At 52.9% G+C, this 25,320-nt stretch carries 22 protein-coding genes; 14 read left to right on the forward strand and 8 right to left on the reverse strand.

Annotation, left to right across the window (positions count from 1 at the left end):
* Positions 1-77: 77 nt before the first annotated feature.
* Positions 78-1,274, forward strand: a complete 1,197-nt coding sequence (locus D0B88_RS04075) for a carbohydrate-binding protein (protein WP_151055333.1) — start codon at positions 78-80, stop codon at positions 1,272-1,274.
* A 117-nt stretch (positions 1,275-1,391) separates the two neighbouring features.
* Positions 1,392-2,450 (forward strand): family 16 glycosylhydrolase, encoded by a 1,059-nt coding sequence (locus D0B88_RS04080; protein WP_225318523.1) that lies wholly within the window; start codon positions 1,392-1,394, stop codon positions 2,448-2,450.
* Here the strand turns inward: D0B88_RS04080 and D0B88_RS04085 are convergent.
* The 5 genes from D0B88_RS04085 to D0B88_RS04105 all read right to left on the reverse strand — a co-directional run bounded on the left by D0B88_RS04085 (position 2,406) and on the right by D0B88_RS04105 (position 7,120).
* Positions 2,406-3,101, reverse strand: a complete 696-nt coding sequence (locus D0B88_RS04085; protein ID WP_007639020.1) for an SDR family oxidoreductase — start codon at positions 3,099-3,101, stop codon at positions 2,406-2,408. The two genes, D0B88_RS04080 and D0B88_RS04085, sit on opposite strands and share 45 nt — an antisense overlap.
* A 70-nt stretch (positions 3,102-3,171) precedes the next feature.
* Positions 3,172-4,128 carry an LpxL/LpxP family Kdo(2)-lipid IV(A) lauroyl/palmitoleoyl acyltransferase gene (lpxL, locus tag D0B88_RS04090; protein WP_225318524.1) on the reverse strand — a complete coding sequence of 319 codons (957 nt, stop codon included), beginning with the start codon at positions 4,126-4,128 and terminating at the stop codon, positions 3,172-3,174.
* Positions 4,129-4,203: 75 nt separating this feature from the next.
* Entirely contained in the window at positions 4,204-5,370 is a 1,167-nt protein-coding gene (locus D0B88_RS04095) for an AraC family transcriptional regulator (RefSeq protein WP_151055339.1), read from the reverse strand.
* Positions 5,371-5,415: 45 nt separating this feature from the next.
* Entirely contained in the window at positions 5,416-6,753 is a 1,338-nt protein-coding gene (locus D0B88_RS04100) for a hypothetical protein (protein ID WP_151055342.1), read from the reverse strand.
* 40 nt (positions 6,754-6,793) lie between these two features.
* Positions 6,794-7,120 (reverse strand): YnfA family protein, encoded by a 327-nt coding sequence (locus D0B88_RS04105; RefSeq protein WP_151055345.1) that lies wholly within the window; start codon positions 7,118-7,120, stop codon positions 6,794-6,796.
* Positions 7,121-7,245: 125 nt separating this feature from the next.
* Here D0B88_RS04105 and modA point away from each other — a divergent pair, with 125 nt between their 5' ends.
* From modA to modC, 3 genes are read left to right on the forward strand one after another with little or no spacing between them, the layout of a single operon-like run.
* Positions 7,246-8,025 (forward strand): molybdate ABC transporter substrate-binding protein, encoded by a 780-nt coding sequence (gene modA, locus D0B88_RS04110; protein ID WP_151055348.1) that lies wholly within the window; start codon positions 7,246-7,248, stop codon positions 8,023-8,025.
* Positions 8,015-8,695, forward strand: a complete 681-nt coding sequence (gene modB, locus D0B88_RS04115) for a molybdate ABC transporter permease subunit (protein WP_151055351.1) — start codon at positions 8,015-8,017, stop codon at positions 8,693-8,695. Before modA ends, modB begins: the two co-directional genes overlap by 11 nt.
* 1 nt (position 8,696) lies before the next feature.
* Positions 8,697-9,770, forward strand: coding sequence for a molybdenum ABC transporter ATP-binding protein (gene modC, locus D0B88_RS04120; protein ID WP_151055354.1), 1,074 nt, complete (start codon positions 8,697-8,699; stop codon positions 9,768-9,770).
* A gap of 9 nt (positions 9,771-9,779) precedes the next feature.
* Here modC and D0B88_RS04125 read toward each other — a convergent pair whose 3' ends face one another.
* Positions 9,780-10,877 carry an ArsO family NAD(P)H-dependent flavin-containing monooxygenase gene (locus D0B88_RS04125; RefSeq protein WP_151055357.1) on the reverse strand — a complete coding sequence of 366 codons (1,098 nt, stop codon included), beginning with the start codon at positions 10,875-10,877 and terminating at the stop codon, positions 9,780-9,782.
* Positions 10,878-10,977: 100 nt separating this feature from the next.
* Between D0B88_RS04125 and D0B88_RS04130 the strand changes: the two genes are divergently transcribed.
* From D0B88_RS04130 to D0B88_RS04150, 5 genes are all read left to right on the forward strand, one after another.
* The gene (locus tag D0B88_RS04130) at positions 10,978-11,322 is read left to right on the forward strand and encodes a metalloregulator ArsR/SmtB family transcription factor (RefSeq protein ID WP_151055360.1); all 345 of its coding nucleotides are present in this window, start codon (positions 10,978-10,980) and stop codon (positions 11,320-11,322) included.
* Positions 11,323-11,361: 39 nt separating this feature from the next.
* The gene (locus tag D0B88_RS04135; protein WP_151055362.1) at positions 11,362-12,369 is read left to right on the forward strand and encodes an ArsJ-associated glyceraldehyde-3-phosphate dehydrogenase; all 1,008 of its coding nucleotides are present in this window, start codon (positions 11,362-11,364) and stop codon (positions 12,367-12,369) included.
* A 77-nt stretch (positions 12,370-12,446) separates the two neighbouring features.
* The gene (gene arsJ / locus D0B88_RS04140) at positions 12,447-13,682 is read left to right on the forward strand and encodes an organoarsenical effux MFS transporter ArsJ (protein WP_151055364.1); all 1,236 of its coding nucleotides are present in this window, start codon (positions 12,447-12,449) and stop codon (positions 13,680-13,682) included.
* A gap of 31 nt (positions 13,683-13,713) precedes the next feature.
* On the forward strand, positions 13,714-14,169 hold the full coding sequence (locus D0B88_RS04145) for a potassium channel family protein (protein ID WP_151055366.1): 456 nt from the start codon (positions 13,714-13,716) through the stop codon (positions 14,167-14,169).
* Between the two features lie 50 nt (positions 14,170-14,219).
* Complete coding sequence (locus D0B88_RS04150) at positions 14,220-15,494, forward strand: hypothetical protein (RefSeq protein ID WP_151055368.1); 1,275 nt, start codon at positions 14,220-14,222, stop codon at positions 15,492-15,494.
* A 364-nt stretch (positions 15,495-15,858) separates the two neighbouring features.
* Here the strand turns inward: D0B88_RS04150 and D0B88_RS04155 are convergent, their stop codons facing one another.
* Entirely contained in the window at positions 15,859-16,242 is a 384-nt protein-coding gene (locus D0B88_RS04155) for a GreA/GreB family elongation factor (protein WP_225318525.1), read from the reverse strand.
* A 257-nt stretch (positions 16,243-16,499) separates the two neighbouring features.
* Positions 16,500-19,022 (reverse strand): cation-translocating P-type ATPase, encoded by a 2,523-nt coding sequence (locus D0B88_RS04160; RefSeq protein ID WP_225318526.1) that lies wholly within the window; start codon positions 19,020-19,022, stop codon positions 16,500-16,502.
* A 50-nt stretch (positions 19,023-19,072) separates the two neighbouring features.
* On the opposite strand from D0B88_RS04160, the gene D0B88_RS04165 reads away from it, so the two are divergent.
* From D0B88_RS04165 to D0B88_RS04180, 4 genes are all read left to right on the forward strand, one after another.
* On the forward strand, positions 19,073-19,540 hold the full coding sequence (locus D0B88_RS04165) for a hypothetical protein (RefSeq protein WP_007638986.1): 468 nt from the start codon (positions 19,073-19,075) through the stop codon (positions 19,538-19,540).
* A gap of 80 nt (positions 19,541-19,620) precedes the next feature.
* A complete protein-coding gene (locus tag D0B88_RS04170) occupies positions 19,621-20,883 on the forward strand; it encodes a TolC family protein (RefSeq protein ID WP_151055372.1) in 1,263 nt (420 codons plus the stop codon).
* A complete protein-coding gene (locus D0B88_RS04175; RefSeq protein WP_151055374.1) occupies positions 20,880-22,133 on the forward strand; it encodes an efflux RND transporter periplasmic adaptor subunit in 1,254 nt (417 codons plus the stop codon). The genes D0B88_RS04170 and D0B88_RS04175 overlap by 4 nt, the downstream gene beginning before the upstream one ends.
* 12 nt (positions 22,134-22,145) lie before the next feature.
* Positions 22,146-25,247 (forward strand): efflux RND transporter permease subunit, encoded by a 3,102-nt coding sequence (locus D0B88_RS04180; RefSeq protein ID WP_151055376.1) that lies wholly within the window; start codon positions 22,146-22,148, stop codon positions 25,245-25,247.
* The last annotated feature ends 73 nt before the right edge of the window (positions 25,248-25,320 follow it).

Consider the following 25,320-nt stretch of genomic DNA (forward strand, 5'->3'; position numbering starts at 1 on the left):
AGTTTACTGCCACTTCGGTTACTCACCCTCAGCGTTACTCATTATGCCTCTAATAATTAACGATAAAGGTACTCGCTATGTTCTCTATTAATCGCTATACCGGCGTGCTCTTTGCGCTCGCCACCCTGATCGGCGTTAGCATTACCAGCGCCGCCACTGCCAAGCCTTACAAGGCGGCGGAAATCTACTCTAAACAAACCTACAAATACGGCCGCTATGAGATGCGCATGCGCGTCGCCAAAGGCAGTGGGGTATTGTCTACTTTTTTCACCTACAAAAACGGTTCCGAGCAGCCGGGCACTTTTTGGGAAGAGATCGATATCGAGATCTTCGGCAAAAACAACGCTACCCAGTGGCAGAGCAATGTGATTATTGGCACCAATCGCCCCACCACCAAAACCGAAGGGGTACACACCATGCCCTATTCGCTGGGCGATGGTTACAACACCTATGTGCTGGAGTGGACCCCCAGTTACATCGCCTGGTTTGTCAACGGCACGCAAGTGCGCCGCATCAATGGTGGCCAGTTTGTGACCAGCCTGACCAGCCCGCAAGACCTGCGTTTTAACCTCTGGGCGGCCAATATTGCCGAGTGGGTCGGCCCCTGGAATGACAGCATCCTGCCGGTGTACCAGTTTGTGAATTACATCGAATACAAACCCTGGAATGCCTCTACCAATAGTTTTGGCACGGGTTGGCGCGACGACTTCAACAGTTTCGATACCAACCGCTGGAACAAAGCCAACTGGACTTTTGGCGAAAACCTGGCGGATTTTGACCCCAATAACGTCGTCGTTAAAAACGGCATTTTGGTATTGGCCCTGACCCGCGAAGGCCAGACCGGTTATACCGGTACACCGCCGGCCGATGGCGGCACTGGCGGTGGAAGTGGCAGCAGTAGCAGCGCCCCCGCTACCTCTATCACTATTCAGGCGGAAAACTTTAACGAAGTCGGCGGCAGTGTGACTGTATCGGGCGGCACCGTGGGTTATATCGATGCCGGTGAATGGTTCAAATACAACAATGTGAATATCCCGCAAACCGGGACTTACAAGGTTGAATACCGTGTCGCCTCGGCGCTCACCACCGCGCAGTTCACGCTGGATCGCAACGGCGTAGGCTTAGGCACCATTAGCGTGCCCAATACCGGCGGTTGGGGTACTTATCAAACCATCTCCCACAATATTTACCTGACCGCCGGGGTACAGAGTTTGGCGATTTACGCCAACAGCGGTGGGTTTAATATCGATTGGCTCAAGCTTACTAAAATCTAGGTTTTCTCCCCTCGGGGTTGGCGTGCCGCTGCTGGTTGCCAACCCCTTTTTTGTCTTGATGAGGTCTGTGTTATGTGTCGTTTCTTCTGTGCATTGTTAACTGTAACGGTGGCGATAATGGCGAACCTTGCCAGCGCCAAAGCGTACAAAGGTGCGGAAATCTACTCCAATGACAGCGTTTTGTACGGCCGTTTTGAAATGCGTATGCAGGTAGCGAAAGGGAGCGGGATTTTATCCACCTTCTTTACCTACAAAAATGGCTCGGAAGTGGGTAATACCTTTTGGGAGGAAATCGACATTGAGGTCTTTGGCAAAAACAACGCCACCGAGTGGCAGAGCAATATTATTCTGGGCAGCTCGCGCCCCACGCTTCATGTTGAGCAGGTGCACAGCCTGACGCAATCGCTGGGCGATGCTTATCACACCTATGTGCTGGAGTGGACGCCGGATTATGTCGCCTGGTTTCTGGACGGGGTGGAAGTGCGCCGCATTACTGGCACCAGCACCGTGACCAGCCTGACCAATGCGCAAAGCCTGCGTTTTAACCTCTGGTCGTCGGAATCGGCGGAGTGGGTTGGCCCCTGGGACCCCAGCATTCTGCCGGTATACCAATTTATTAATTACATCGATTACCAAGCCTACAACGCCACCACCAAAACCTTTGAAGGCGGTTGGCGCGACGACTTTAACAGCTTTGATAGCAGCCGCTGGGGCAAGGCGAACTGGAGTTTTGATACCAACCGGGTGGATTTTGCACCGGAAAATGTGGTGGTGAAAGACGGCATTCTGGTGCTGGCGATGACCACCGACGCGGCGCTGGGTTTCAGCGGTACACCGCCAGCGGATAACCATGTGGTCAGCAGCTCCAGTGCACCTGCCAGCAGTAGTTCCGTTGCAAGCAGCAGTCTTGCCCAGAGCAGTGTGGCGCAAAGCAGCAGTTCGGAAACGAGTGCCGTACAGAGCAGCGAAGCTGCCAGTTCAACGGCGCTGTCATCGTCATCGGTTGCCGCAATCAGTTCGGCTGCCGCCAGTTCCAACGCGGCGACGGGCAGTAATTCTGGTAGTGGAGGCGGCGGTGCGATGCATGGCCTGTGGTTGGCCATGCTCGCCGGGTTGTTGCTGCTGCGGTTATTAATCCAGATAGGCCGGGCGCGGCGCATTCATATTGCGCTTTAAGTTCAGCGTCATTTCATCCGCTAATACTTCCTCTTCACCCGCCTCCAAACCCTCGAAGGTGCGCTGCACTATCAGCGCCGCGGGGGTTTTGGGCGCATCAATTTTGGCCGTCATGTCGGTATCCACATAACCCATATGCAGCGCCATCACCTGGGTATTCTGCCCGCGCAATTCCAGGCGCAAGCTGTTGGTCAGCGCCCAGGCGGCCGATTTGCTCGCCGAATAAGGTGAAAACTCCACCGGCGCGTACCAACTCACCAGCGACAACACATTGATAATCGCCCCGCCGCCATGACCGGCGAGCAGCGGCGCAAAGGCTTTGCACAGGCGCAGGGGGCCGTAAAAATTGGTGTCAAAGTGCTCGGCGCAACTGGCCTCGCTGTTATTGGCGAGAAAGCTGCCAAAACGGGCGACACCGGCATTGTTGATCAACAGGGTGACATCGGGGCATTGTGCGGCGATGCGCGCGACATCATCGTCGCTGGTGACATCCAGCTTGAGTTTGATGACCCCATCGAGTGGGATAGAGTGCGGGTCGCGGGCGGTGGCGTACACCTTGCGGGCACCGCGCGCCAGGGCGGCGCGGGCAAATTCCAATCCAATACCGCGATTGGCTCCAGTGATTAATACAACTGCATCTTTGATGTTCATCGTCTAATTCCTTAACGTTGCTTTGATGGTAACCGGCTCGATTGTAGCGGGCTTGACTGCGCCCGCCGCCTTAAAGTTTAGGGCGCGAGCCGCGCTTTTTCTTGGGTGGATAAAAACTGGCTTCGCCCTCGGGGCGGGTTTTGAAGCGGCGATGTACCCACAGGTATTGCTCCGGCGCCTGACGAATCGCCTGTTCCAAAATTAGGTTGATACGTGTGGCGTCCGCAATATCGTCGCCACTGGGATAATTTTCCAATGCTGGCTGAATTTCCAACCGATAGCGACCACCGGGTTCACGGAAACAAAAAAATGGAATCACCGCGCACCCGGAAAGTTTGGCAATACGCGATGTCGCCACCACTGTCGCGGCCGGTACCCCGAAAAATGGCACAAATACACTGTGATTGCGGCCATAGTCCTGATCCGGCGCATACCAAACAATCCGCCCTTGACGCAGGCTCTTGATTAACTGGCGGGTGTCATCGCGATTGATGGCCGAGCCATTTACCCGCGAGCGCGCCTTGGCTATGGCGTAGGCCATCAAGGGGTTAGGGTCAGCGCGATAGAGCACATCGGCATCTATGTGGTAGGCCATAATGCGGCCGCTGATATCAATGGTGGTCAAGTGACTGCCGCACAACAGCACGCCCTTGCCTTGCGCCTGTGCCTCGGCAATGTGCTCCAACCCGCTAATCTCATAGCGATTGCGCATTTTGTCCACTTGGCCCCAGAGCCCAATCGCGGTCTCCGTAATACTCAGCCCGGTAGCCACCAACGTACCGCGCACCATTTTGGCTTGTGCTGCTGCATCCAGCTCTGGAAAACAAAGTGCAATATTGATTTCCGCATAGCGTCGGCGCGATTTGGCCAGGTAGTAAAACAATAGCCCCAAGCCACGGCCAATAAACTGGTTCGCCTGAACCGGCAACTGGGCAATTAGCCAGAAAAAGCCCAACACCAACCAGGTTGGCCAGAAGCGTGGCAGCAAAAAACGGCGGTTCAAGGGGGGCAACTGTGACTTGTCCAAGTGGTATTTCTCTCTTGCGATGGGGTGCGGCGGCCGATTATAACAACCTCAACCTGCAGCGTCCCCTGCAGGTGATTATTCGGCGCCCTCTGCCGGAGCTTGGGGCACTCCTCCCTGCTTGCGAAATTCCGCCGCAGAGACTCCGGTATAGCGTTTAAAAAAGCGATGGAAAGACGACTTACTGTTAAAACCCGACTCGAGCAAAATATCCAGAATATTCAAATGAGCAAACGCTGGATCAAGCAGCATTTGTTTAGCGCGCTCTACCCGATAACCATTCACAAATTCAAAAAAATTGGTGTTGAATTCACTATTGATAATGCTCGATACCTCGCGGTAGTGAATGCCCACCTGCCGCGCAAAATCTTCAATGGTTAAATTCTGGGTTAAATAAAGTTGTTGTGTTTCCATGGTGGTGCGAATGCGCGCAATCGCCTCCGGCGAGGGTGCCGCAATCACTTGTGGCTCTTTGGTGCCGGGCGATTCCCGTGTCAGCAGCAACTCGTGGGCGTAGAGCAAGCTATATACAAAAAGTGCGTTCACCAACAAAAAGGTAATGTAATTATCGAAGATGCCAAAACTATCAGCGATCGCAAAACTCACGCTCTGCCCGAGTAGATGCACGATGAGTGACCACAACCAATTGAGCGCAAAACCCAAAGTGAGCAACAACAACCAATAAGGCCCCTGCAAACTCAGACTCGAATAAAATTCTTTCAGTTGTTGTTTGTAGCGATAAATTTCCAGCACGGCGGCAAAGGCATAAGCGACCGGTAAAAACTTCAGGTAATGCCATAAATAATTGGCAAGCTGGGCAGAAAATTCATTGTGTGCATTAGGCAAAAAACGCAAACGGTCGCTATCCAACTCGCCCCACAATACCAAGCCCACTACCGCCACTAAATTCAATAAATGCAGTGCATCTTTTGCGCGCAGTGAAAAATTCGCCCGTGTAATTGCCACCACATACAAATACAAAAACACACTTTTACCCACCAAGGTTGTCACCAACCCGAGCGCCAGCGTCATTTTGGCCAGCTCACTATGCGAGTGAATATAGTCATTCCACAACACCATATTGCACAGCGCACTCGCACCCACACACACGAAAAATCCTGACAATAACTGCGATGCCACGGCCTTTTGTTTGGACAGCAGCCACTGGAAAATCACCAGCAGCACACACACCGCCAGGGTGAGTACGAGGATTAAATCGTGAATATTAAAAATGGGTGTTTTCATAAGCTCTTTAATGCTTGTTAGTGTGGAGATATAGAGACAGCAGGATTAATAAAAATAAACCTGCTGTGTGTGGGCACTATTGTTACCCAAACCGTTAACAGTAACTGATCGCTGCTGCTGATCAATTGCAAACGGTTTACTGGGGTATGGACTGAGCAAGCGGGTTGCAGTTGATGAGCTGTTGTTCATTTGTTCAACACTGAATAATAACCCGCGCCGAAATGCTTCCAAATTTTTACTGCGAGCAGCATAGTTTCCATAGTCGGGCGAAGCGATACCCACCAGAATTTGGCCAACCGGGTTATAGGGGTTGAATAAATAATGTACTTTATTTTTTGGCACAGATTCTTGTCGTAATTGTTGAGTGTACTCGGTGAAAGCTACTTCAAATTCATTAACAGGGACATCCAAATTGTCCAATGCCGATTTTACCCTCGTTGCTAACTGATTTACCGTATCCTGCTTTTTATGTGCCAAGTTGATCAATAGCTTCCCAGAGGCTCTGGTGTGCTCTTGGTCAAACTGAGCTTGATAAGCCGCATTGCCAAATTTCCACTCGCCTATTAAACAGCGATACATGGAAAGCTCATCGTCAGTAAAGGGTTGGCGCATGCTGGCGTCTAGGGGCATTTTTCCATCGTGAAGTAAAAAATAATTAGTCCATAAAAAATTATTTTTAATTGCTACCGAAGCAATCATTTTTCCAATCAGGGTATCGCTATCTTTTAAAACACCGCGCCAAAACCGCAGGTCGCGATCCAATAACTTGCTTAAATACCCATTATCATTTGGGGTGATGTTGGCAAATGCGCTAATAAAAATGATGCGCTGTGCCTTCATCACCTCGGCATATTTTGGCAATGGCAAACGAATATCCAATGCAGATAATTCCAGCCAACCACTATGCGCAATTAATTGCCGGTAGCGATCATTAACCCAGGGTTGATTGTTCTGCCATTCATCAATAAGTGTTTTATTTTTTTCAATGGCATTAATGCAATCCTGCGTAACCTCGCTGCACAAATTAATCAGTTCAGCAAACTCCGCGGGTAAATTCTCCTGAACAAGGTAACTCGCTTGAGGGAACTCCAAGTTCTCCTCCGATGAAGACGAGATAACCTGCTGTGACCATTCAACCCGTTCAAGTCCAATTGCTTTAGGGTCTTCAGTTTCAGCGACATCAAACCCCAATAAAAACAAATAGCCGTTGTCATTGTCAGCAACCGCCGCGCGATTGTTCCATGCCTGTTCAAACTCCACCACCGTTGCAGAAGGTGGTTTATCGCGTAAGTTAATTATCACTACAGCGACAACATAGACGATTAGCAGTGAAAAAATAACCACTAAAAATTTGGCTAATATGTTTAGCGATTTTCCTAGCATGATTGTCCCATATTAATAGTCATGAACTACAAACTTGCCATTACTGCCCGCGCCAGCCCCACACAATAATCGCCATGCCCACCAAGGCGACACTGGCACCCGCCCAATCGTAGACCGAGAGTTTTACTCCATCCACATAACGCAGCCACAGCAGCGCGGTTGCCACATAAACACCGCCGTAAGCGGCATAGACCCGGCCACTGGCAGCGGGGTGCAAAGTGAGCAACCACACAAACAGTGCGAGGCTCGCGGCGGCGGGAATTAACAATAAAATCGAACCGCCTTTGCGCAGCCACAGGTAAGGCAAAAAGCAGCCGATAATTTCCGCGAGCGCAGTGGCGACAAATAACAGCGAGGTTTTGAGCATGGAGAAGCGCCTTGTTGGCAAGCCAAGGGTGGGATGTTAAAGCAGTTGGGCGCATTTAATAAGTTGCTGTGCGTCCATGCAGGCTAATAAACTCACTTCATTCACCTTTCAATGGAACGCCGTTTATGTCCCGAGTGCGATTGTTGTTAGTGTTGCTGCTTGCCTGGGCGCCACTTGCGCAGGCGGAAAAAATCACCATCGCCGCCGCCGCTGATTTGAAATTTGCGCTGGACGAACTCCTGGTCGATTTCAAACAAGCTCATCCCAACGATGAGGTTGCAGTGATTTATGGCTCCTCCGGTAAGTTTTATACCCAGATCCAACAGGGTGCGCCCTTTGATGTGTATTTTTCCGCCGACATCGAATTCCCGCGGCGCCTGGCAAAAGCCGGTTTTGCGGCGTCCGAGGTCAAGCCTCATGCCCTTGGCCGTATTGTGCTCTGGAGTGCCACCCAAGATGCCAGCCAAATGAATCTCGCCAGCCTGACCGATCCCGCCATCAGACGCATCGCCATCGCCAACCCCAAGGTCGCGCCCTACGGCATGCGTGCGGTGGAAGCCCTGAAGCAGAGCGGCTTGTGGGACAAGGTGGAGCCCAAACTGGTGTACGGCGAAAACATCGCCCACACCGCGCAATTTGTGCAAAGCGGTAACGCGCAGGTAGGCATTATCGCCCTCGCGCTGGCGCTCAACCCGGAGCTGGCGCGCAAGGGCGGTTACTGGCTGATTCCCGACGAACTACACGCGCCGTTGGAGCAGGGTTTTATCATCACCAAACGCGCAGAAAAGAATGAGCTGGCGCAACACTTTGCGGATTACATGGAAAGCAAACCCGCGCGCGACGTGATGACCCGCTATGGGTTTGTATTGCCGGACGCGCCAGCTGGAGAAGTAGATGCTCACTGACGGCGACCTGCAAGCCCTGTGGCTCACGGTGCGGCTCGCCGCAATCGTCACGTTTATCCTGCTGTTAATCGGTACTCCCATCGCCTGGTGGTTGGCGCGCACCAAATGTTGGTGGAAGGGGCCAATCGGGGCGATTGTCGCCTTGCCGCTGGTATTACCGCCCTCGGTGTTAGGGTTTTATTTGCTCCTGGCGATGGGGCCAAACGGCCCGGTGGGGCAATTGACGGAAGCGCTCAATATTGCCCCTTTGGCCTTTACCTTTTGGGGGCTGGTGCTGGCCTCGGTGTTTTATTCGCTGCCATTTATGGTGCAGCCGCTGCAAACCGCATTTGAGGCAATTGGCGAGCGCCCGCTGGAAGTGGCGGCGACCTTGCGGGCATCGCCGCTCGATGCGTTTTTTACCGTGGCTGTGCCCTTGGCGAAACCGGGTTTTATCACTGCCTCCATCCTCACCTTTGCCCATACCGTCGGTGAGTTTGGCGTGGTGCTAATGATTGGCGGCAACATTCCCGGGGTGACGCGCGTGGCCTCAGTGCAGATTTACGATTACGTGGAAGCGCTAAATTACAGCCAAGCACACCGGCTGGCGCTGGTGCTGCTGGTGTTTTCCTTTGTGGTATTGCTGGCGATTTATGCGGGCCGCCGTTTCCGCCCTGTAAGAGGCGTGTGAGATGAGTGACCTGGACATTCAAGCGCGCTTTCAACTTGCATGGCCGGGCTTTGCGCTGGATGTGGATCTGGAATTGCCCGGGCGCGGCGTTACCGCATTGTTTGGTGTATCCGGCTCCGGTAAAACCACATTGTTGCGCTGTATCGCCGGGCTGGAGCGCGCGCCGCAGGGCCGGTTGGTGGTGGATGGCGACATCTGGCAAAGCGACCAACAATGGCTGCCGACCCATAAACGCCCGCTCGGTTATGTATTTCAGGAGGCCAGTCTTTTTGCCCACCTTTCGGTGCAAGACAATCTCCGCTACGGCCTACGGCGCACTAGCGGCGCAGCGCACACCAGTTTGGATCAAGCCATCGAACTACTCGGTATCGGCCATCTTTTGAACCGCAACCCGGATTTACTCTCCGGCGGCGAACGCCAGCGAGTTGCCATCGCCCGCGCCCTGGCGGTCAGCCCCCGTTTGCTGCTGATGGATGAACCCCTCGCCGCGCTCGACCTGCAGCGCAAGCGGGAGATTTTCCCCTACCTTGAACGCCTGCACCGCGAGCTGGACATACCGGTGCTCTATGTCACCCATTCACCCGAAGAGCTGACGCGGCTGGCGGATCATTTGGTGGTGATGGAAAACGGTCGCGCCATCGCCAGCGGTAATTTGGGCGAAACCCTCGCACGGCTCGATTTGCCGATCCAATTAGGTGAGGACGCAGGGGTGATTATCGAGGCGACTATCGGCGCTGTGGATAGCCAATGGCACCTGGCGCGGGTGGATTTTGCCGGCGGCAGCCTCTGGGCGAAAGATCAGGGTTTGGCGGTGGGAACATCGGTGCGGGTGCGTGTACTCGCCCGCGATGTGAGTTTGGCTAACCATCCAACCCAAAGTAGCATCCAAAACCAGTTAGCCGGTCATGTGGATGCGCTTGGCGATGACGAACACCCCGGCTTGGCGCTGGTGCGCGTGCGCATTGGCGAGACTATTGTGCTCGCCCGCCTGACCAAACGCGCCGTGGCGACACTCGGTGTGACTGTGGGTAAAGCCTGCTGGGTGCAGATTAAATCGGTGGCGCTGTTGCAGTAACTACAACCGCTATTGAGTTGTCGTTAGTTCGTCCAAGTACCGGATAACCTCTTCCGCTGTGGAACGCGCCGAGCGCCCAACACCAATCAATGTCGCAGACGCTAAACCCGTCCACTCGCCATAGCCCAGCAACCACAGGCGTGGCTCCTGTACCGAACGAGTGCCTGCAACATCTACTTTTCCATCGGGATTAATCACGCCCAGTGATTGCAAGTGCGCGAGCGCCGGGCGGAATCCCGTACACCAGATCACCGCATCAACGGCGGACTCAGTGCCATCGGCCCAGACGACACCATTGGCGGTAAAGCGGGTAAATGGTCGAACCGCGTGTAATACACCACGTTCCCGCGCCTCTTTTACCGGCGGCACCATTACCACATCGCCCAAACCACCCACGGGCTGCTCTATTTCCCGCCCTTCCTGAGCTGCCTTCCAGCGATCAGTGGCGCGCTGGAAGAGTACCCGCCCGTCCACATCATCGGGCAAAAAAATCGGCTCGCTGGTTGTGACCCAAGTGCAGTCAGCAACGCGCGATACTTCGGCGAGAATTTGCGCGCCCGAATTGCCGCCGCCCACCACCAGCACTTTTTGCCCTGCAAAGGGCGCGGGCGATTGGTAGTGCGCTGAGTGAAGTTGCGCTCCCTGAAACAGATCAGCGCCGGGGTAGGCAGGAATAAACGGATTGCGCCAGGTACCGGTCGCGCTGATAACAACACGGGCGCGCCAGGCTTGGTGCTCGCTCACCACCTCCAGCCGGTCGCCAAGGTTATTAACGGCGGATACCCACACCGGGCGCTGCACCGGAAATTCATAACGACTTTCATAGTGGCGCAGGTAATCCACCACCTGATCGCGGCTGGGGTAAGTCTCGCCAGTGGGCGGCATTTGCCAACCCGAGAGTGAACTCCAGGTCGATGGCGAAAACAGTCGCAGGCTGTCCCAGCCATGAAGCCAAGCCCCACCGGGTGTTTGCTCGGCATCCAGCATCACAAAGGAATACTTGCTGCGGCGCAGATAATAAGCGACCGACAAAGCCGCCTGCCCGCCGCCGATGATGACTATGTCCGTTGAATCTGTGTCGGTTGAATCCATGACCGGTGTATCCATGCTGCCGCTCCGATAAAAGTTGATTCAGTAAGTATTCTGCTTGCCAATATATATGCACAACCATATATTCGTACAACCATATATACGGCTAGTTTGATCTATGTCTGAATTTACTCCCGATTCCCTGTGTAAAACCCTCGCTGATCCAACCCGCGCGCGCATTGTGTTGCTGGTCGCACGCGAAAAAGAGTTGTGCGTCTGCGAACTCACCTGCGCGCTCGATGAAATCCAACCCAAAATTTCCCGCCACTTGGCGCTGTTGCGTGAATCCGGTTTATTGGCGGATCGTCGCCAAGGTCAGTGGGTGTATTACCGTTTGCACCCGGACTTGCCTAATTGGGTTACCAAAACGTTAAAGACGATGCTCGCTGCGAATCAGGATTGGCTGCAAGAAAATCATCAGCGGTTGTGCGCAATGGAAGATCGGCCGAACCGCTGCTGTTAAACAATCATCATCAAAATAAATATTTTTGCGAGAAAGAACATGAAAAAAATCAAAATCGGTATCAATGGTTTCGGTCGCATTGGTCGTTTGGCATTGCGCGCGAGTTGGCATTGGCCGGAGTTTGAATTTGTACAAATTAATGATCCGGCAGGCGATGCCGCTACTTTTGCGCATTTATTAAAATTCGATTCGGTGCAAGGCCAATGGACACCAGAAACGGGTGCGGATGAAAATGCCATTTATATTGATGGCAAACCCATCAAATTTACGCGCAATAAAACCATCGCCGAAACCGATTGGCGCGCTTGCGATCTGGTTATTGAAGCCAGCGGCAAAATGCGTGAAGTAAAGTTACTGCAAGCTTATTTGGATCAAGGTGTAAAACGTGTCGTGGTGAGTGCACCGGTCAAAGAGCCGGGTGTATTAAATGTAGTGATGGGGGTGAATCACCATTTGTTTGATCCGGCTACACATCGCATAGTCACCGCTGCCTCTTGCACCACTAACTGTTTGGCACCGGTGGTAAAAGTGATTCACGAACAACTCGGGATTAAACACGGCGCCATCACCACCATTCACGATCTAACCAATACCCAATCGATTCTGGATCAGCCGCATAAAGATCTGCGCCGTGCGCGCGCCTCCCACTCAAATTTAATTCCCACCAGCACCGGTTCCGCGACTGCCATTGCGGAAATATTTCCGGAGTTGCGCGGCAAATTAAATGGCCATGCGGTGCGCGTCCCGCTTGCAACCGGCTCACTCACGGATTGTGTGTTTGAAGTGAACCGCGCCACCAGTGTGGACGAGGTGAATGCATTGTTAAAAACGGCGAGTGAAACTTATTTGAAAGATATTTTGGGTTATGAAACACGCCCGCTGGTATCCAGCGATTTTTGTGGCAACCCGCTGTCATCGATTGTGGATGCGCTCTCCACTATGGTGGTGAATGACACACTGGTGAAAATTTATGCCTGGTATGACAACGAATGGGGTTACGCCAATCGCACGGTGGAATTGGCAAAATTGGTTGGTTTGGAAAATTAACGTTATCGTTTGCAATAAGATCGCGTGTTGGGCATCGCTGCGCTCAGCACCAACCTACAAGCACCTTGTGAGCTAGCATGAATCAATCATCAGCCATAAAACAATACGCACTTGTCACCGGCAATTACTGGGCATTTACGCTTACCGACGGCGCGCTGCGCATGTTGGTGGTGTTGCACTTTCATCAACTCGGTTACAGCCCGCTGCAAATTGCGGGGCTGTTTTTGTTTTATGAAATTTTTGGTGTAGTCACTAATTTAGTGGGTGGTTATTTAGGCGCGCGTATTGGTTTGAATCGCACCATGAATATTGGTTTGGCTTTGCAGGTGATGGCGCTGGCGTTACTCGCGGTGCCCAGTCAGTGGCTAACGGTGCCCTTGGTGATGGGCGCGCAGGCGCTGTCGGGCATTGCGAAAGATCTGAATAAAATGAGCGCTAAAAGTGCGATCAAACAATTGGTACCGGGCGATCAGCAGGGTGCGTTATTTAAATGGATCGCACTGCTTACCGGATCTAAAAACGCCCTGAAAGGTGTAGGTTTTTTTCTGGGCGGCGCACTCTTGGCTGCGGTGGGTTTTAACACAGCAGTCATTTTAATGGCAGCTGTGCTGGCACTGGTTTGGCTGATGAGTGTCATTTTGCTGCAACAGGATCTAGGCAAAGCGAAAAATAAACCAAAATTTAATGAGCTATTTTCCAAAAGCCGCGCGATCAATATTTTATCCGCCGCGCGGTTATTTTTATTTGGCGCACGCGATATTTGGTTTGTAGTCGCCCTACCGGTTTTTTTAAGCAGCCAATTGCAATGGGATTTTTGGCAGACCGGCGGTTTTCTTGCCAGCTGGGTGATTGGTTACGGCATAGTGCAATCCATAGCGCCAATGGTCTTGCGAACGAAAACCGGCGCAGCACCCGGTGGCGGTGCTGCATTGCTCTGGGCGATTTTACTGGCGTTAGTAACCGCCTTTTTGGCGCTGGCTTTGAGCTATGCTGGATCGTCCAATAATTTACTAAGCAATCTGTCAGTTACTAGCGTGTTAATCAGCGGATTGATCGTGTTTGGCATTGTGTTTGCGATTAACTCATCGCTGCACTCCTATTTAATTGTCAGCTACGCTAAAGACGATGGCGTTTCGCTCGATGTCGGCTTTTATTACATGGCCAATGCGCTTGGGCGTTTGCTGGGAACCCTGCTCTCGGGTTGGGTTTATCAAGCCGCAGGATTAGCCGCTTGTCTGTGGATCTCTGCTGCTTTTTTATTGCTGGTTAGCTGCATCTCGGTATTTTTGCCTAAAAGCCATAATCATCACTAACTGCCTAGCGGCGGTGCAAAAAAGGTTAGCTATGTTGCTCTCGATTCTATTGATACTGCTATTAGTGGTGATTTGTGTGCTTATTCATTTTGAAGCGCTGAATTTATTAACCAATGCAATTCCCAAAATAAAAGCGTCGCCACGCCTGAGTATTTTGCTCGGTATTTTGGGTTGTTTTGGTGCGCACTTATTGGAAATTACCATTTTTGCGGGTGGCTTTTATTTTTTTATTCATCAGGAAGACCTCGGCAGTTTGCTGGGCGGTGATATTCAAGGCCACGGCTTGTTTGGTACACCCAGCACCGGGTTTGTTGATAGCCTGTATTTTTCGCTCACCTGTTACACATCGCTGGGTTTTGGCGATTTGGCGCCCACCGGCTGGCTGCGTTTTTTAGCCGGTATTGAAGCCTTAACCGGTTTGTTGCTGATTGCCTGGACTGCCTCGTTTATGTATTTGGAAATGCAAAAACATTGGAAAGTGAAGTAGTTTAAAAAACGTTTTCTATTTCTGGTGCGGATTAATCAGTGAGATAAATCATGAGCGATAAAAAAACCTGCAGCACCAATTGTGAATCCGCCGCCGAGTTATTAAATCGCGCTTGTTATTGTAAAACCCTGAAGCGCGATGAGCTGCTGGCGAGTTTGCAAGCGCAAGCATTGCCGACTGAAGTGCTGCAACATCACCAACAATTATTTTCCCACACTGCCGTGTTTATCTCTCCCGCGCAATGGCAGCAGCTGCAATTGCTGGTGCAGACAATTATGCGTGTTACCGCGTTGACCACTTATCAACAAGCCGCATTAATCAATGCGCCTGCCATCGCACAAAAGTCAACACCCGTCTCTGGCGTGTTTATGGGGTTTGATTTCCATTTCAATGAGACTGGGCCGCAGATTATTGAAATCAATACCAACGCTGGCGGTGGTTTTTTAAATGCAGCACTACTCAGTGCACAAACTGCCTGTTGCAATGCCGCTGGTGCGCTGCCGGTATTGCTGCCGCCGCAGTTGGATGCCGAATTTGTCGCCATGTTTTTACAAGAGTGGCAGCTGGCGCGCGGCGAGCAACCATTGCGCTGTATTGCCATAGTGGATGAAAACCCCAGTGCGCAATTTTTGTATCCGGAATTTTTGTTGGCGCAAGCGGTGTTTGAACGCGCAGGCATTAAAACCCTGATTGTCGACCCGCAAGAATTAACATGGGTTGATGGCGAATTGTTTTATCAACAACAAGTGATTGATCTGGTTTACAACCGCCTCACGGATTTTTCACTCGCACAGCCAAGCAACCTGGTTTTGCGCAACGCCTATGAGCACAATGCCACAGTGCTTACCCCCAATCCCCATCACCACGCGCTTTATGCCGATAAACGCAATCTAGCCTTACTTAGTGATGAAACAAAACTCAACGAATTCGGTGCAGATCCTGAGGATATAAAAACCCTGCTCGCGGGAATTCCCCGCACCCAGTTAGTCAGCGCTGACAATGCAGAAAATTTATGGCAGCAGCGCAAACAGTTATTTTTTAAACCCGCCAGCGGTTACGGCAGCAAAGCCGCTTATCGCGGCGACAAAATTACCAAACGTGTATGGGAGGAAATTTTGCAGGGCGATTATGTTGCGCAATTGCAGGTGCCGCCCAGCGAGCGTGGCATTCTGGTGGACGAAGAAAAAACCGCATTAAAAATGGATATTCGCGCCTATGTGTATGAAGGAAAAATCCAACTGCTCGCCGCGCGTTTATACCAAGGCCAAACCACCAACTTCCGCACTCAAGGCGGCGGTTTTGCACCGGTGTTTGTAGCGGGATAAAGGCGTTATCAATGGTAAAAAAGGCGCACTCAGTAGCGAGTGCGCAAAATGGCTGCACGGGTTTAGCTGTAGTCTTAACTAGCGTTACAACGACAGACTAAAATCATTAACTGCTCAGTATCGATTTATTAGCGCGCTTATCTTTTTTATCGCGTCGTTTATCTTTCAATGATTTTTGCGGTTCTTTTTTTACTTTCTCTTTTGACATGCTGTGTACTCCTGATCAGTAGTACTTCTGCGCCTATTGCCGCTGAATTATTTGCAGAAGCTTGCGCTTAGCTATTTCGCTGAAGCATTACTTACAGCGAGCGGCAGTGTGCAACATGCATAAGTAATTACCCCTCTCGTTGCTGATTAAAAACTATTAATGCTCAATACGAATAACGCGGAATATCGCCATTCGACCGAATATTTTTATATCAATCACATCACCCGGCCTGCGGCCAATCAGTTGTCGCCCCAAAGGTGAGAAACAGGAGATAAAACCCTTCTCAGGATTACTGTCCCGTGGATTAGTTAACACCAGTGTGATGATTTCTTTTTCCTGCACATCAAACACTGTGACTTTATGCCCGATAGTAATCCGCCGCGTGTAAGCGCCCATGCCCGCAGCACTTTGTTCCAGCGTGGTAAACAGCGTCGATAATTCGACCGCGTTTAAACTCATACTCCAAGGGAGATGCAAATAGTGTTGACGAGCACAATCGCTCAGCCGTTTTTTCAAACGATTGAAGTATTGGGTGGACAATTTATTTCTCCAGCACAATAAAATAACAACTCAAAACATAAAAAATGCTTTAAGTGAATTTAATCAAATGGAAATAAAAAAATAGACGAGCGCAATAACCGCTCGATTAGAGGGGAAAGGCGAGAGAAACTCTTTTAAGGATGAAACGCAGTAAAGAAAACATAATTTCAGTAACAAAAATAAATTCGACAAGGCCAATCATAGCCCCGATAAAATTTAAGTCAACCGCAAAAAATTTTCAAAAAACAAAAGCGTATTTATAGCACTTTCTTTTTTCTAAACCACACCAGCTTAACCCCCTCCAACACCAGCAAACTCACCACACCCAGTGCGATACACACCAAAAACTCATTCCAGTGGAAGCTGCCGAAACTGAACAATTGTTGTGCGGGCGGCCAGCCCACGGCGATGGCGAGAGTGAGGCTGACGGCGCTGAGCAGAATCCACAGCGAGCGATTGGGGCGGGTAAAGGCGCTGATAAGGGAGGCGCGGAAGCTGCGGTTGATGAGGATCAGGCCCATGTTGAACAGCACCAGTGCGCCAAATACCAGGGCGCGCAGGTCGTCTTCCGGCATATTCAGGCTGGCGCCGCCGAACAGGAGTGCGGCGAGTAAACCCAGGGTGACAGTGCCCTGGATTATCGCCCAGCCAATGCGCTCGCCCACCAACAGCGGTGTTTGCGGGTCGCGCGGTGGGCGGTTCATTACATCCTCCTCTTCCTGCTCGGCCTCAAATACCACCGAGCAGGCCGGGTCTATCACCATTTCCAGAAAGGCGATGTGAATCGGCGTGAGCATCATCGGCAGCCCCATCAGCAGCGGCAGTATGGCGAGGCCGGCGATGGGGATGTGCACCGCCACGATAAATTCGATGGCTTTGCGCAGGTTGTCGTAAATGCGGCGACCGAGGCGGATGGTGGTGACTATGGATCCGAAGTCGTCATCCAGCAGCACTATGGAGGAGGCTTCGCGTGCGACATCGGTGCCGCGCCCGCCCATGGCGATGCCGATATGCGCGGCTTTAATGGCGGGCGCATCGTTCACGCCGTCGCCAGTCATGGCGACGATCTCGCCGTTGGCTTTCAGGCTTTGCACCAGCCGCAATTTTTGCTGGGGGCGGATGCGCGCAAAAATCGAAACGCTGTTAACCCGCTCGGCCAGTTCCGCATCGCTCAGCTGCTCCAACTGGTCGCCCACCAAGACCTCGCTGGGTGGCAACCCGGCTTGCAGGGCGATGGCGCTGGCGGTGGTGGCGTAGTCGCCGGTAATCATAATCACCCGGATGCCGGCGGATTGGCATTCGGCCACCGCAGCGGGTACTGACTCGCGCAGCGGGTCGGCAAAGGCCAGCAGCCCAAGGTAGCGAAACTGCAATTCGCGCGGTGATTCGGGCAGCTCGCCCGCCGGTACAGCGGCTTGGGCGACGGCCAATACCCGCATTCCCTCGCAGGCCAGTTCATTGGCTTGCGCGGTCAGCGGCACGAGTTGTTCGGGGCTTAAGTGACAGAGTTGGGCGATAGCTTCCAGTGCGCCCTTGCTATAGGCATGCAGGTTGGTGTCGCCGGGGTGCTGCAGGATATTGGTGGTGGCAAATAAATCCGGGCGCAAGCCATAGGCGCGCAGCAGGGTGGCACCTTGTAAGCGGGTCAGTTCGGCGTGGCTCTGCGCCAGCCGGTGTACTGCCACATCCATCGGGTCGCTCGGCACCAGCGGGCAGGCGAGCAAGGCGGCGTCCAACAGGGTTTTGCCGCTATCGTCCAGCGGTTGTTGCGCGGCGGCGTACCAGTTGTGGCTTGCGCCCACCAGCGCCATCAGGGTCATGCGGTTTTGGGTGAGGGTGCCGGTTTTGTCGGTGCAGAGCACGGTGGTGGCACCCAGGGTTTCGATGCTCGCGGCGCGGCGGGTCAGCACCCGCGCTTGTGATATGCGCCAGGCACCCATCGCCATAAATACCGCCATCACCAGCGGGAACTCCTCCGGCAGCAGCGACATACCAATCGCAATACCGCTTAAAATCGCCTCCAGCCAGGAGTCGCGCAGCAGGCCATAAAGCACTACCACCACCAGAGCGGCGAGTGCGCCGATCAAGGCAAAGTCGCGCACTAACCAGCGCAGTTGCTGCTGCAGGTGCGCTTGCTCGGTGTCGATACTGCGCAGCGCCGTGCCTATATGCCCCATTTCAGTATTGAAGCCAATGGCGGTGACTTCCGCGATACCCGTGCCGCGCACCACCAGGGTTCCGGCATAGAGGCGCTGGTTGTCGGCAATCGCCTCGACCGCTGTATTTGGGGCTTGGGCGATTTTACCTACCGCGACCGATTCGCCGGTCAGCAGCGACTCATCCACCAGCAGCTCTTGCGCGCTAAGCAGGCGCGCATCTGCCGCCACCCTGTCGCCCTCGTTCACCACCAGTAAATCGCCGCGTACTACTTGGGTGCCGGCGATGGTCAACCGCTCGCCGCTGCGAATCACCAGCGCGCGCGGGCTGGCCAGGTCGCGCAAACTCTCCAGCACCCGCTCGCTGCGCGACTCCTGCACGAGGGTGATACTCACTGAAATCGAGGCAAATACCAGCAGCAACAGCGCCTCTGTGGTATCGCCCAGCAGCCAGTAGATAAGCCCGCCGCCCAGCAGCAGCGCAAACATAGGCTCGCGCAGCACATCCAAAAAAATGCGCAGCAGGTTGCGGCTATTGGCTTTGGGTAGCTGGTTGGGGCCTTCGCTTTGCAGGCGCTGCGCCGCCTGTTCGTGGCTTAGTCCCTGGCGATCATCCGGGTTCATCGCGCGCACTCCATTGGGTTGGTTATTTACTAACCATAGTTGGCTATGGGATGGGCGTCTATGATGTAGATCAGGTAGCAACCAAAGGTTTGCCCATTGCACCGGCCCCCGTTATGCTTGCCCCACTTATCGATTGGTTCTACTTCATGCCCACACTTTCACCTCATGTTGCCTTTTTGGCGTTTGCCCTCTGGTTGCTCAGCAACTGGGCGGGGGCGCATGGGCATTATTGTTTTGATGGGCAGGAGCCGCCGATTTCGGTGCATATGCATTTGGATGGCCATGAGGTGCATGACCATCACCCCGAAGAAGTGCATCAGGACGCGGATATAGAACTGGGCAAATCGGTATTAGCCAAGTTGAGCAAAATCGATTTGGGCTTGGTTTTGCTCGCTGCCCTGGCGCTGGTGTTGTTGGTACTGCCCCGCGCTGGTTTTGCCAGCATTTATCGACCGTTTTATCCTCCCTCTTCCCTCTATTGGCGACCTTTACTGCGCGCGCCGCCGGTTTCTGTCTGAGTGTTTAATCGCGTTGGGCGCATGTGACTGCGCCTGGATAAAACCTCTGTGCCCCTAAGGCACATCAGACAGGATTTACCATGAACAAATTTTCGTTTGCGCTGCCTTTGTTGGTTGGCGCTTTGGCATGCACGGCACTCGCCGAAGGCATTAGTTTGCAAGATGCACTCAGCGCCAGCTTGCAACACAACCCGCAGTTGGCGGGCTATCAATTTCGCCGCGCCGCCCTGGCCGGTGAACAGACTATCGCCGCATTGCGACCGGAAATGCGTTTGCATTCGGAGCTAGAAAACGTCGCCGGTTCAGGCGATTTTTCCGGCGCCGATGGCGCCGAGCTGACGCTCTCGTTTGCTTCGGTAATCGAATTGGGCGATCAGCGCGATGCACGCCTCGGTGTCGTCACTGCACGCCAACAGCAATTGGCGACTGAGCAGCGGGTGGCGGTATTGGATCTGGTCGCTGCGGTGAATTACCGTTTTATCGCCCTGATTGCCGTGCAGGAACAGCTGCAAGTACAAGAGCAGGCGCAGCAACTTGCCCAGTCATTAGTGACTAGCTTAAGTAAACGCGTCCAAGCCGGTCGTGCACCACAGGAGGAGTTATTGCGCGCGCGCGCCGCCCAGGCCAAGGCCGCATTGGAGGTCAGTAGAGCCCGCCAGCAAGTACAGGCCGAGGCACTAAAACTCAGCGCTTACTGGGCGGATAGCACGCCGGATTTCACCCTCGCCGAGGGTGATTTGTTTGCGCTTACTAACGCCGCACCCCTTGCCGATTGGCAAACTCGCCTCGCGCAAAACCCGGATTTGCTCTTGCTCGCCGAGGAAACCCGCCTGCGCGCCGCCGAGTTGCGCAAAGCGGAAGCCGAGGGGCAAATGACCTTGGGATGGAGTGCCGGAGTGCGGCAATTGCAGGCAACTGACGATACTGCACTGGTCGCTGGTATCAGTATTCCGCTCACCAGCGGCAAACGCGCGAGCGGAGCGATCAGTAAAGCGCGCGCCGAGCAAGATGCTGCCGCATTCGCAGCCGATAGCGCCAAAGTCCAACTGGAAGCCCGCTTAAATCAAACCTACAGCGCCCACAGCCAGGCACTCACCGAGCTGCACAGCTTGCGCGACCAAATCCTGCCGCTGCTACAAGACGCCAACCGCGCTACCGCCGCCGCTTTCGACCAGGGTCGCTACAGCTCACTCGAACTGGCACTCGCCCAGCGCGAATTGCTTGAAGCCCGCGCCGCCTTGATCGACGCCGCCCTGCGCGCCCATGAAACCCGCATTGAACTGGAGCGGCTCACCGCATCCGCCTCAGCTCAATCCACCCAATCAGGGGAGACAACCCAATGAATAGCTTTATCAAAACCCTGTTATTAGTTGCGAGCCTCGGCTTGTCTGCAAACCTGTTTGCGTCGGGCGATCACGACCACGGCCATGATGAGCACGACGAACACCACGAAGAGGAGCCGCAAAAAGGCGCCCATAACGGCCGCTTGCTGGAAGATGGCGACTTTGTGGTCGAGCTGGCGATTTTTGAAAAAGATGTACCGCCCGAATACCGCGCCTGGGCGAGTGTGGATGGCAAATCCCTGAAGCCCAGCGACTGGAAGTTGGAAGTACAACTCACCCGCTTGGGTGGTCAAGTGAATAACTTTGCGTTCAAACCAGAACAGGATTTTTTGCGCGGCCAAGGTGTGGTGGAAGAACCCCACTCCTTTGATGTGAAAGTGACAGCCACCTACCAAAACCAACAGCACCAATGGACTTATCCCTCCTACGAAGGGCGCGTCACCATGGCCGACGAAGTCGCGGCGGCCTCGGGTTTAACCACGGCAATTGCGGGAGAGGGCGTGTTGCAGGAGCGCATCAAACTTTACGGCACCATAGTCGCCGACCCGCTGCGCGTGAGTCACATTCAAGCGCGTTACCCCGGTTTGATCCGCTCGGTAAAACCCACCATTGGCGCGCGCGTAAAAGCGGGCGATGTATTGGCGACAGTTGAATCCAACGAGAGCCTGCGCGAATACCCACTGCTGGCGCCGATTGATGGTGTGGTAGTCGAACGCCATTCCAATCCAGGTGAATTCACCGCTGATCGCGTGTTATTTACCTTGCTCGATGAGCGCGTTTTAGAACTGCATTTGCAGGCGTTCCCGACCGATGCCAGCAAAATCAAAACCGGCCAAACTATCACCATCAGCGCCAATGGCCAGCAAGCGCAGACCACAACTACCCGAACAAAAGTGGAATACATTACCCCGCGCCATGGCGAAACTCCCACGCTGGAAGTCCATGCGCCAGTCGATAACAGCAGCAATCTTTGGGTGCCCAATCAAGCGGTGGAAGGCTGGGTCGATATAGCCCAGACACCGGTGCCGCTGATGGTCGATAAGCGCGCGCTGCAATCCTTCCGCGATTGGCAGGTAGTGTTTATCCAGATAGGCGATACCTATGAAATTCGTCCGCTCGAACTGGGGCGCAGCGACGGCCAATTCACCGAAGTGCTTGGCGGTTTAAATGTTGGTGATAGCTACGTGGTGGAAAACTCCTTTTTGCTCAAGGCTGACCTGGAGAAATCCGGCGCCGCTCACGATCATTAAGGGGCGGCCATCATGATTGAATCGATTTTACGCGCGGCGATCACGCGCCGCTGGCTGGTGCTCGCCGCTGTGCTCGCACTGATTATCCTCGGCCTGTGGAATTACCAGCGGCTGCCAATTGATGCAGTGCCCGATATCACCAACGTGCAGGTACAAATCAATACCGAAGCATCCGGTTACTCGCCGCTGGAAACCGAACAGCGCATCACCTATCCGGTAGAAACCGCGCTCGCCGGTTTACCGAAGCTCGCCTACACGCGTTCAATTTCGCGCTACGGTTTATCGCAAGTCACCGTCGTGTTTGATGAAGGCACGGATATTTATTTTGCGCGCAATTTAATTAACGAACGCCTCGGCCAAATTAAAAGTGCACTGCCCGACGAGATAGAACCAGTGATGGGCCCCATCGCCACCGGTCTCGGCGAAATTTTTATGTACACGGTTGAAGCAACCGGTCCACAAAAAGAAAGCCCCGAACAATTCGATGCAATGGCACTGCGCGAATTGCAGGACTGGGTAATCCGCCCGCAATTAATGCAAGTCAAAGGTGTGGTAGAAATTAACGCGATTGGCGGTTACACGCGGCAATATCACATCACGCCCGAGCCAACTAAATTGATGCAGTTTGGACTGACCATGGAGGATCTGGTCGTCGCGCTGAAAAACAATAACGACAATCGCGGTGCCGGTTATTTGGAGCGCAGCGGCCAACAATTATTGGTACGCACACCGGGGCAATTAACCAGCATTGCGGATATCGAAAATTTAATTGTGAGCAGCCCTAAAGGCGTTGCCGTGCGCATTGGGGATCTCGCACAAGTCGCGATTGGCAAAGAATTGCGCACTGGTGCGGCAACACAAAATGGTCGCGAAACGGTGCTTGGCACAGCGCTAATGCTCAAAGGTGAAAACTCGCGCACCGTTGCACGGGCGCTGGCGATTAAATTGGAAGAAATTAATCGTTCATTACCGGAAGGTGTCAGCGCAATTGCGGTTTATAACCGCACACAATTAGTGGATAAAACCATCAGTACCGTGCAAAAAAATCTGCTTGAAGGTGCGCTGTTGGTAATCGCCGTTTTATTTTTATTGCTCGGCAATATGCGCGCTGCATTAATTACCGCAGCGGTAATTCCCATCACCATGTTGATGACCATTACCGGCATGGTGGAAGCCGGTGTGTCTGCCAACCTGATGAGTTTGGGCGCGTTGGATTTTGGTTTAATTGTGGACGGTGCCGTGATTATTGTAGAGAACTGCATTCGTAGATTAGGCGAAGCGCAACGAGGCGGGCAGCTCGCCTTAAAAGATCGCTTGCAACTCGCCTATGAAGCCACCAGCGAAGTGATCCGCCCGAGTTTATTTGGTGTGGGTATTATTACGCTGGTGTACTTGCCGATTTTTACGCTTACCGGTGTGGAAGGGAAAATGTTTCACCCTATGGCCATCACGGTGGTGATTGCTTTAACCGCCGCGTTAATTCTGTCACTCACTTTTGTGCCTGCTGCCATCGCATTAATCATGACCGGTAAAATCGCTGAACATGAAAACCGCTTTATGCAAGCGGCAAAAAAAATGTATCAGCCATTATTAGTTGGAGCATTTAAACAGCGCAGCCTGGTATTGGGTGGCTCTGTTATATTGGTGATATTTAGCATTTGGCTTTCCACACGTTTAGGTTCGGAATTTATTCCGCAATTGGATGAAGGCGATATAGCACTGCATGCACTGCGCATTCCCGGCACCGGTTTGGATCAAGCCGTGGGAATGCAAACATTGCTCGAAGCGCGCATCAAACAATTTCCGGAAGTGGATAAAGTCTTTGCCAAAATCGGCACCGCCGATATCGCCACTGACCCTATGCCGCCCTCGATTGCCGATAACTATGTGATCTTCAAACCGCGCAGTGAGTGGCCCAATCCCAAACGCGAAAAAGCGGATTTGGTGAAAGCGATTGAAACTGCTGTGCGCGAATTGCCCGGCAACAATTACGAATTCACCCAACCAATCCAAATGCGTTTTAACGAACTTATCTCTGGTGTACGTTCGGATTTAGGTATCAAAGTCATTGGTGATGATTTGGAGCAACTGCAAACATCTGCAGCGGAAATTTTGGAAGTGCTGGAAAAAATTCCCGGTGCAGCCGATGCACGCATGGAACAGGTGACTGGCTTGCCCGTATTAACCGTCACACCAAAACGCGACCAACTTGCTGCCTATGGCTTAACAGTTAATGAATTACAAGATTTTGTTGCCACCGCAATTGCTGGTGAAAGCGCAGGATTAATTTACGAAGGCGACCGCCGTTTTGAATTAGTTGTGCGCCTACCGGAAAAACTGCGCAATGATTTATCCGCGTTAGAGCGCTTGCCAGTACCCATCAAAACCGAACCGGGATTTGTACCGCTAAATGAAATCGCCACTATAGAACTCGCACCCGCACCCAATCAAGTCAGCCGCGAAAACGGCAAACGTTTAGTCATCGTCACCGCGAATGTGCGCGGCCGCGATTTGGGTTCTTTTGTGAACGAAGTGCAAACGCGCATCGCAAGCGACGTAAAATTACCCGCAGGTTATTGGTTGGATTACGGCGGCACTTTTGAACAACTCGAATCAGCGAGCAAACGTTTAGCGATTGTCGTACCACTCACACTGTTAATGGTGATCGCATTATTGGTGATGGCTTTTGGTTCGATCAAAGACGCACTGATTATTTTCACCGGTGTCCCACTCGCACTCACCGGCGGCGTACTCGCGCTTTGGCTGCGCGACATGCCCATGTCCATGTCCGCCGGTGTCGGCTTTATTGCACTGTCCGGCATAGCGGTCTTAAATGGATTAGTGATGCTCGCATTTATTCGCCAGCTTTATCTTGAACATGGCGATTTAATGGAAGCCATAATTCAAGGTGCATTAACACGTTTACGCCCAGTATTAATGACTGCATTAGTCGCCAGTTTGGGTTTTGTGCCAATGGCATTTAACGTGGGCATCGGTGCGGAAGTGCAACGGCCGTTAGCGACAGTGGTAATTGGAGGAATTATTTCATCGACACTGTTAACGCTGTTGGTATTACCGGTACTGTATGGATTAGTTCACCATAAGAAAAAGTAATTGAACGAGAGTTGGTGCGTGCTACGCAGTCTGAGCTGGCGAGCCCCAACTTTATTTACGATAGCTGGAGAAA

Origin of the sequence: Cellvibrio sp. KY-YJ-3 (assembly GCF_008806955.1) — a bacterium.
Classification (GTDB): Bacteria; Pseudomonadota; Gammaproteobacteria; order Pseudomonadales; family Cellvibrionaceae; genus Cellvibrio.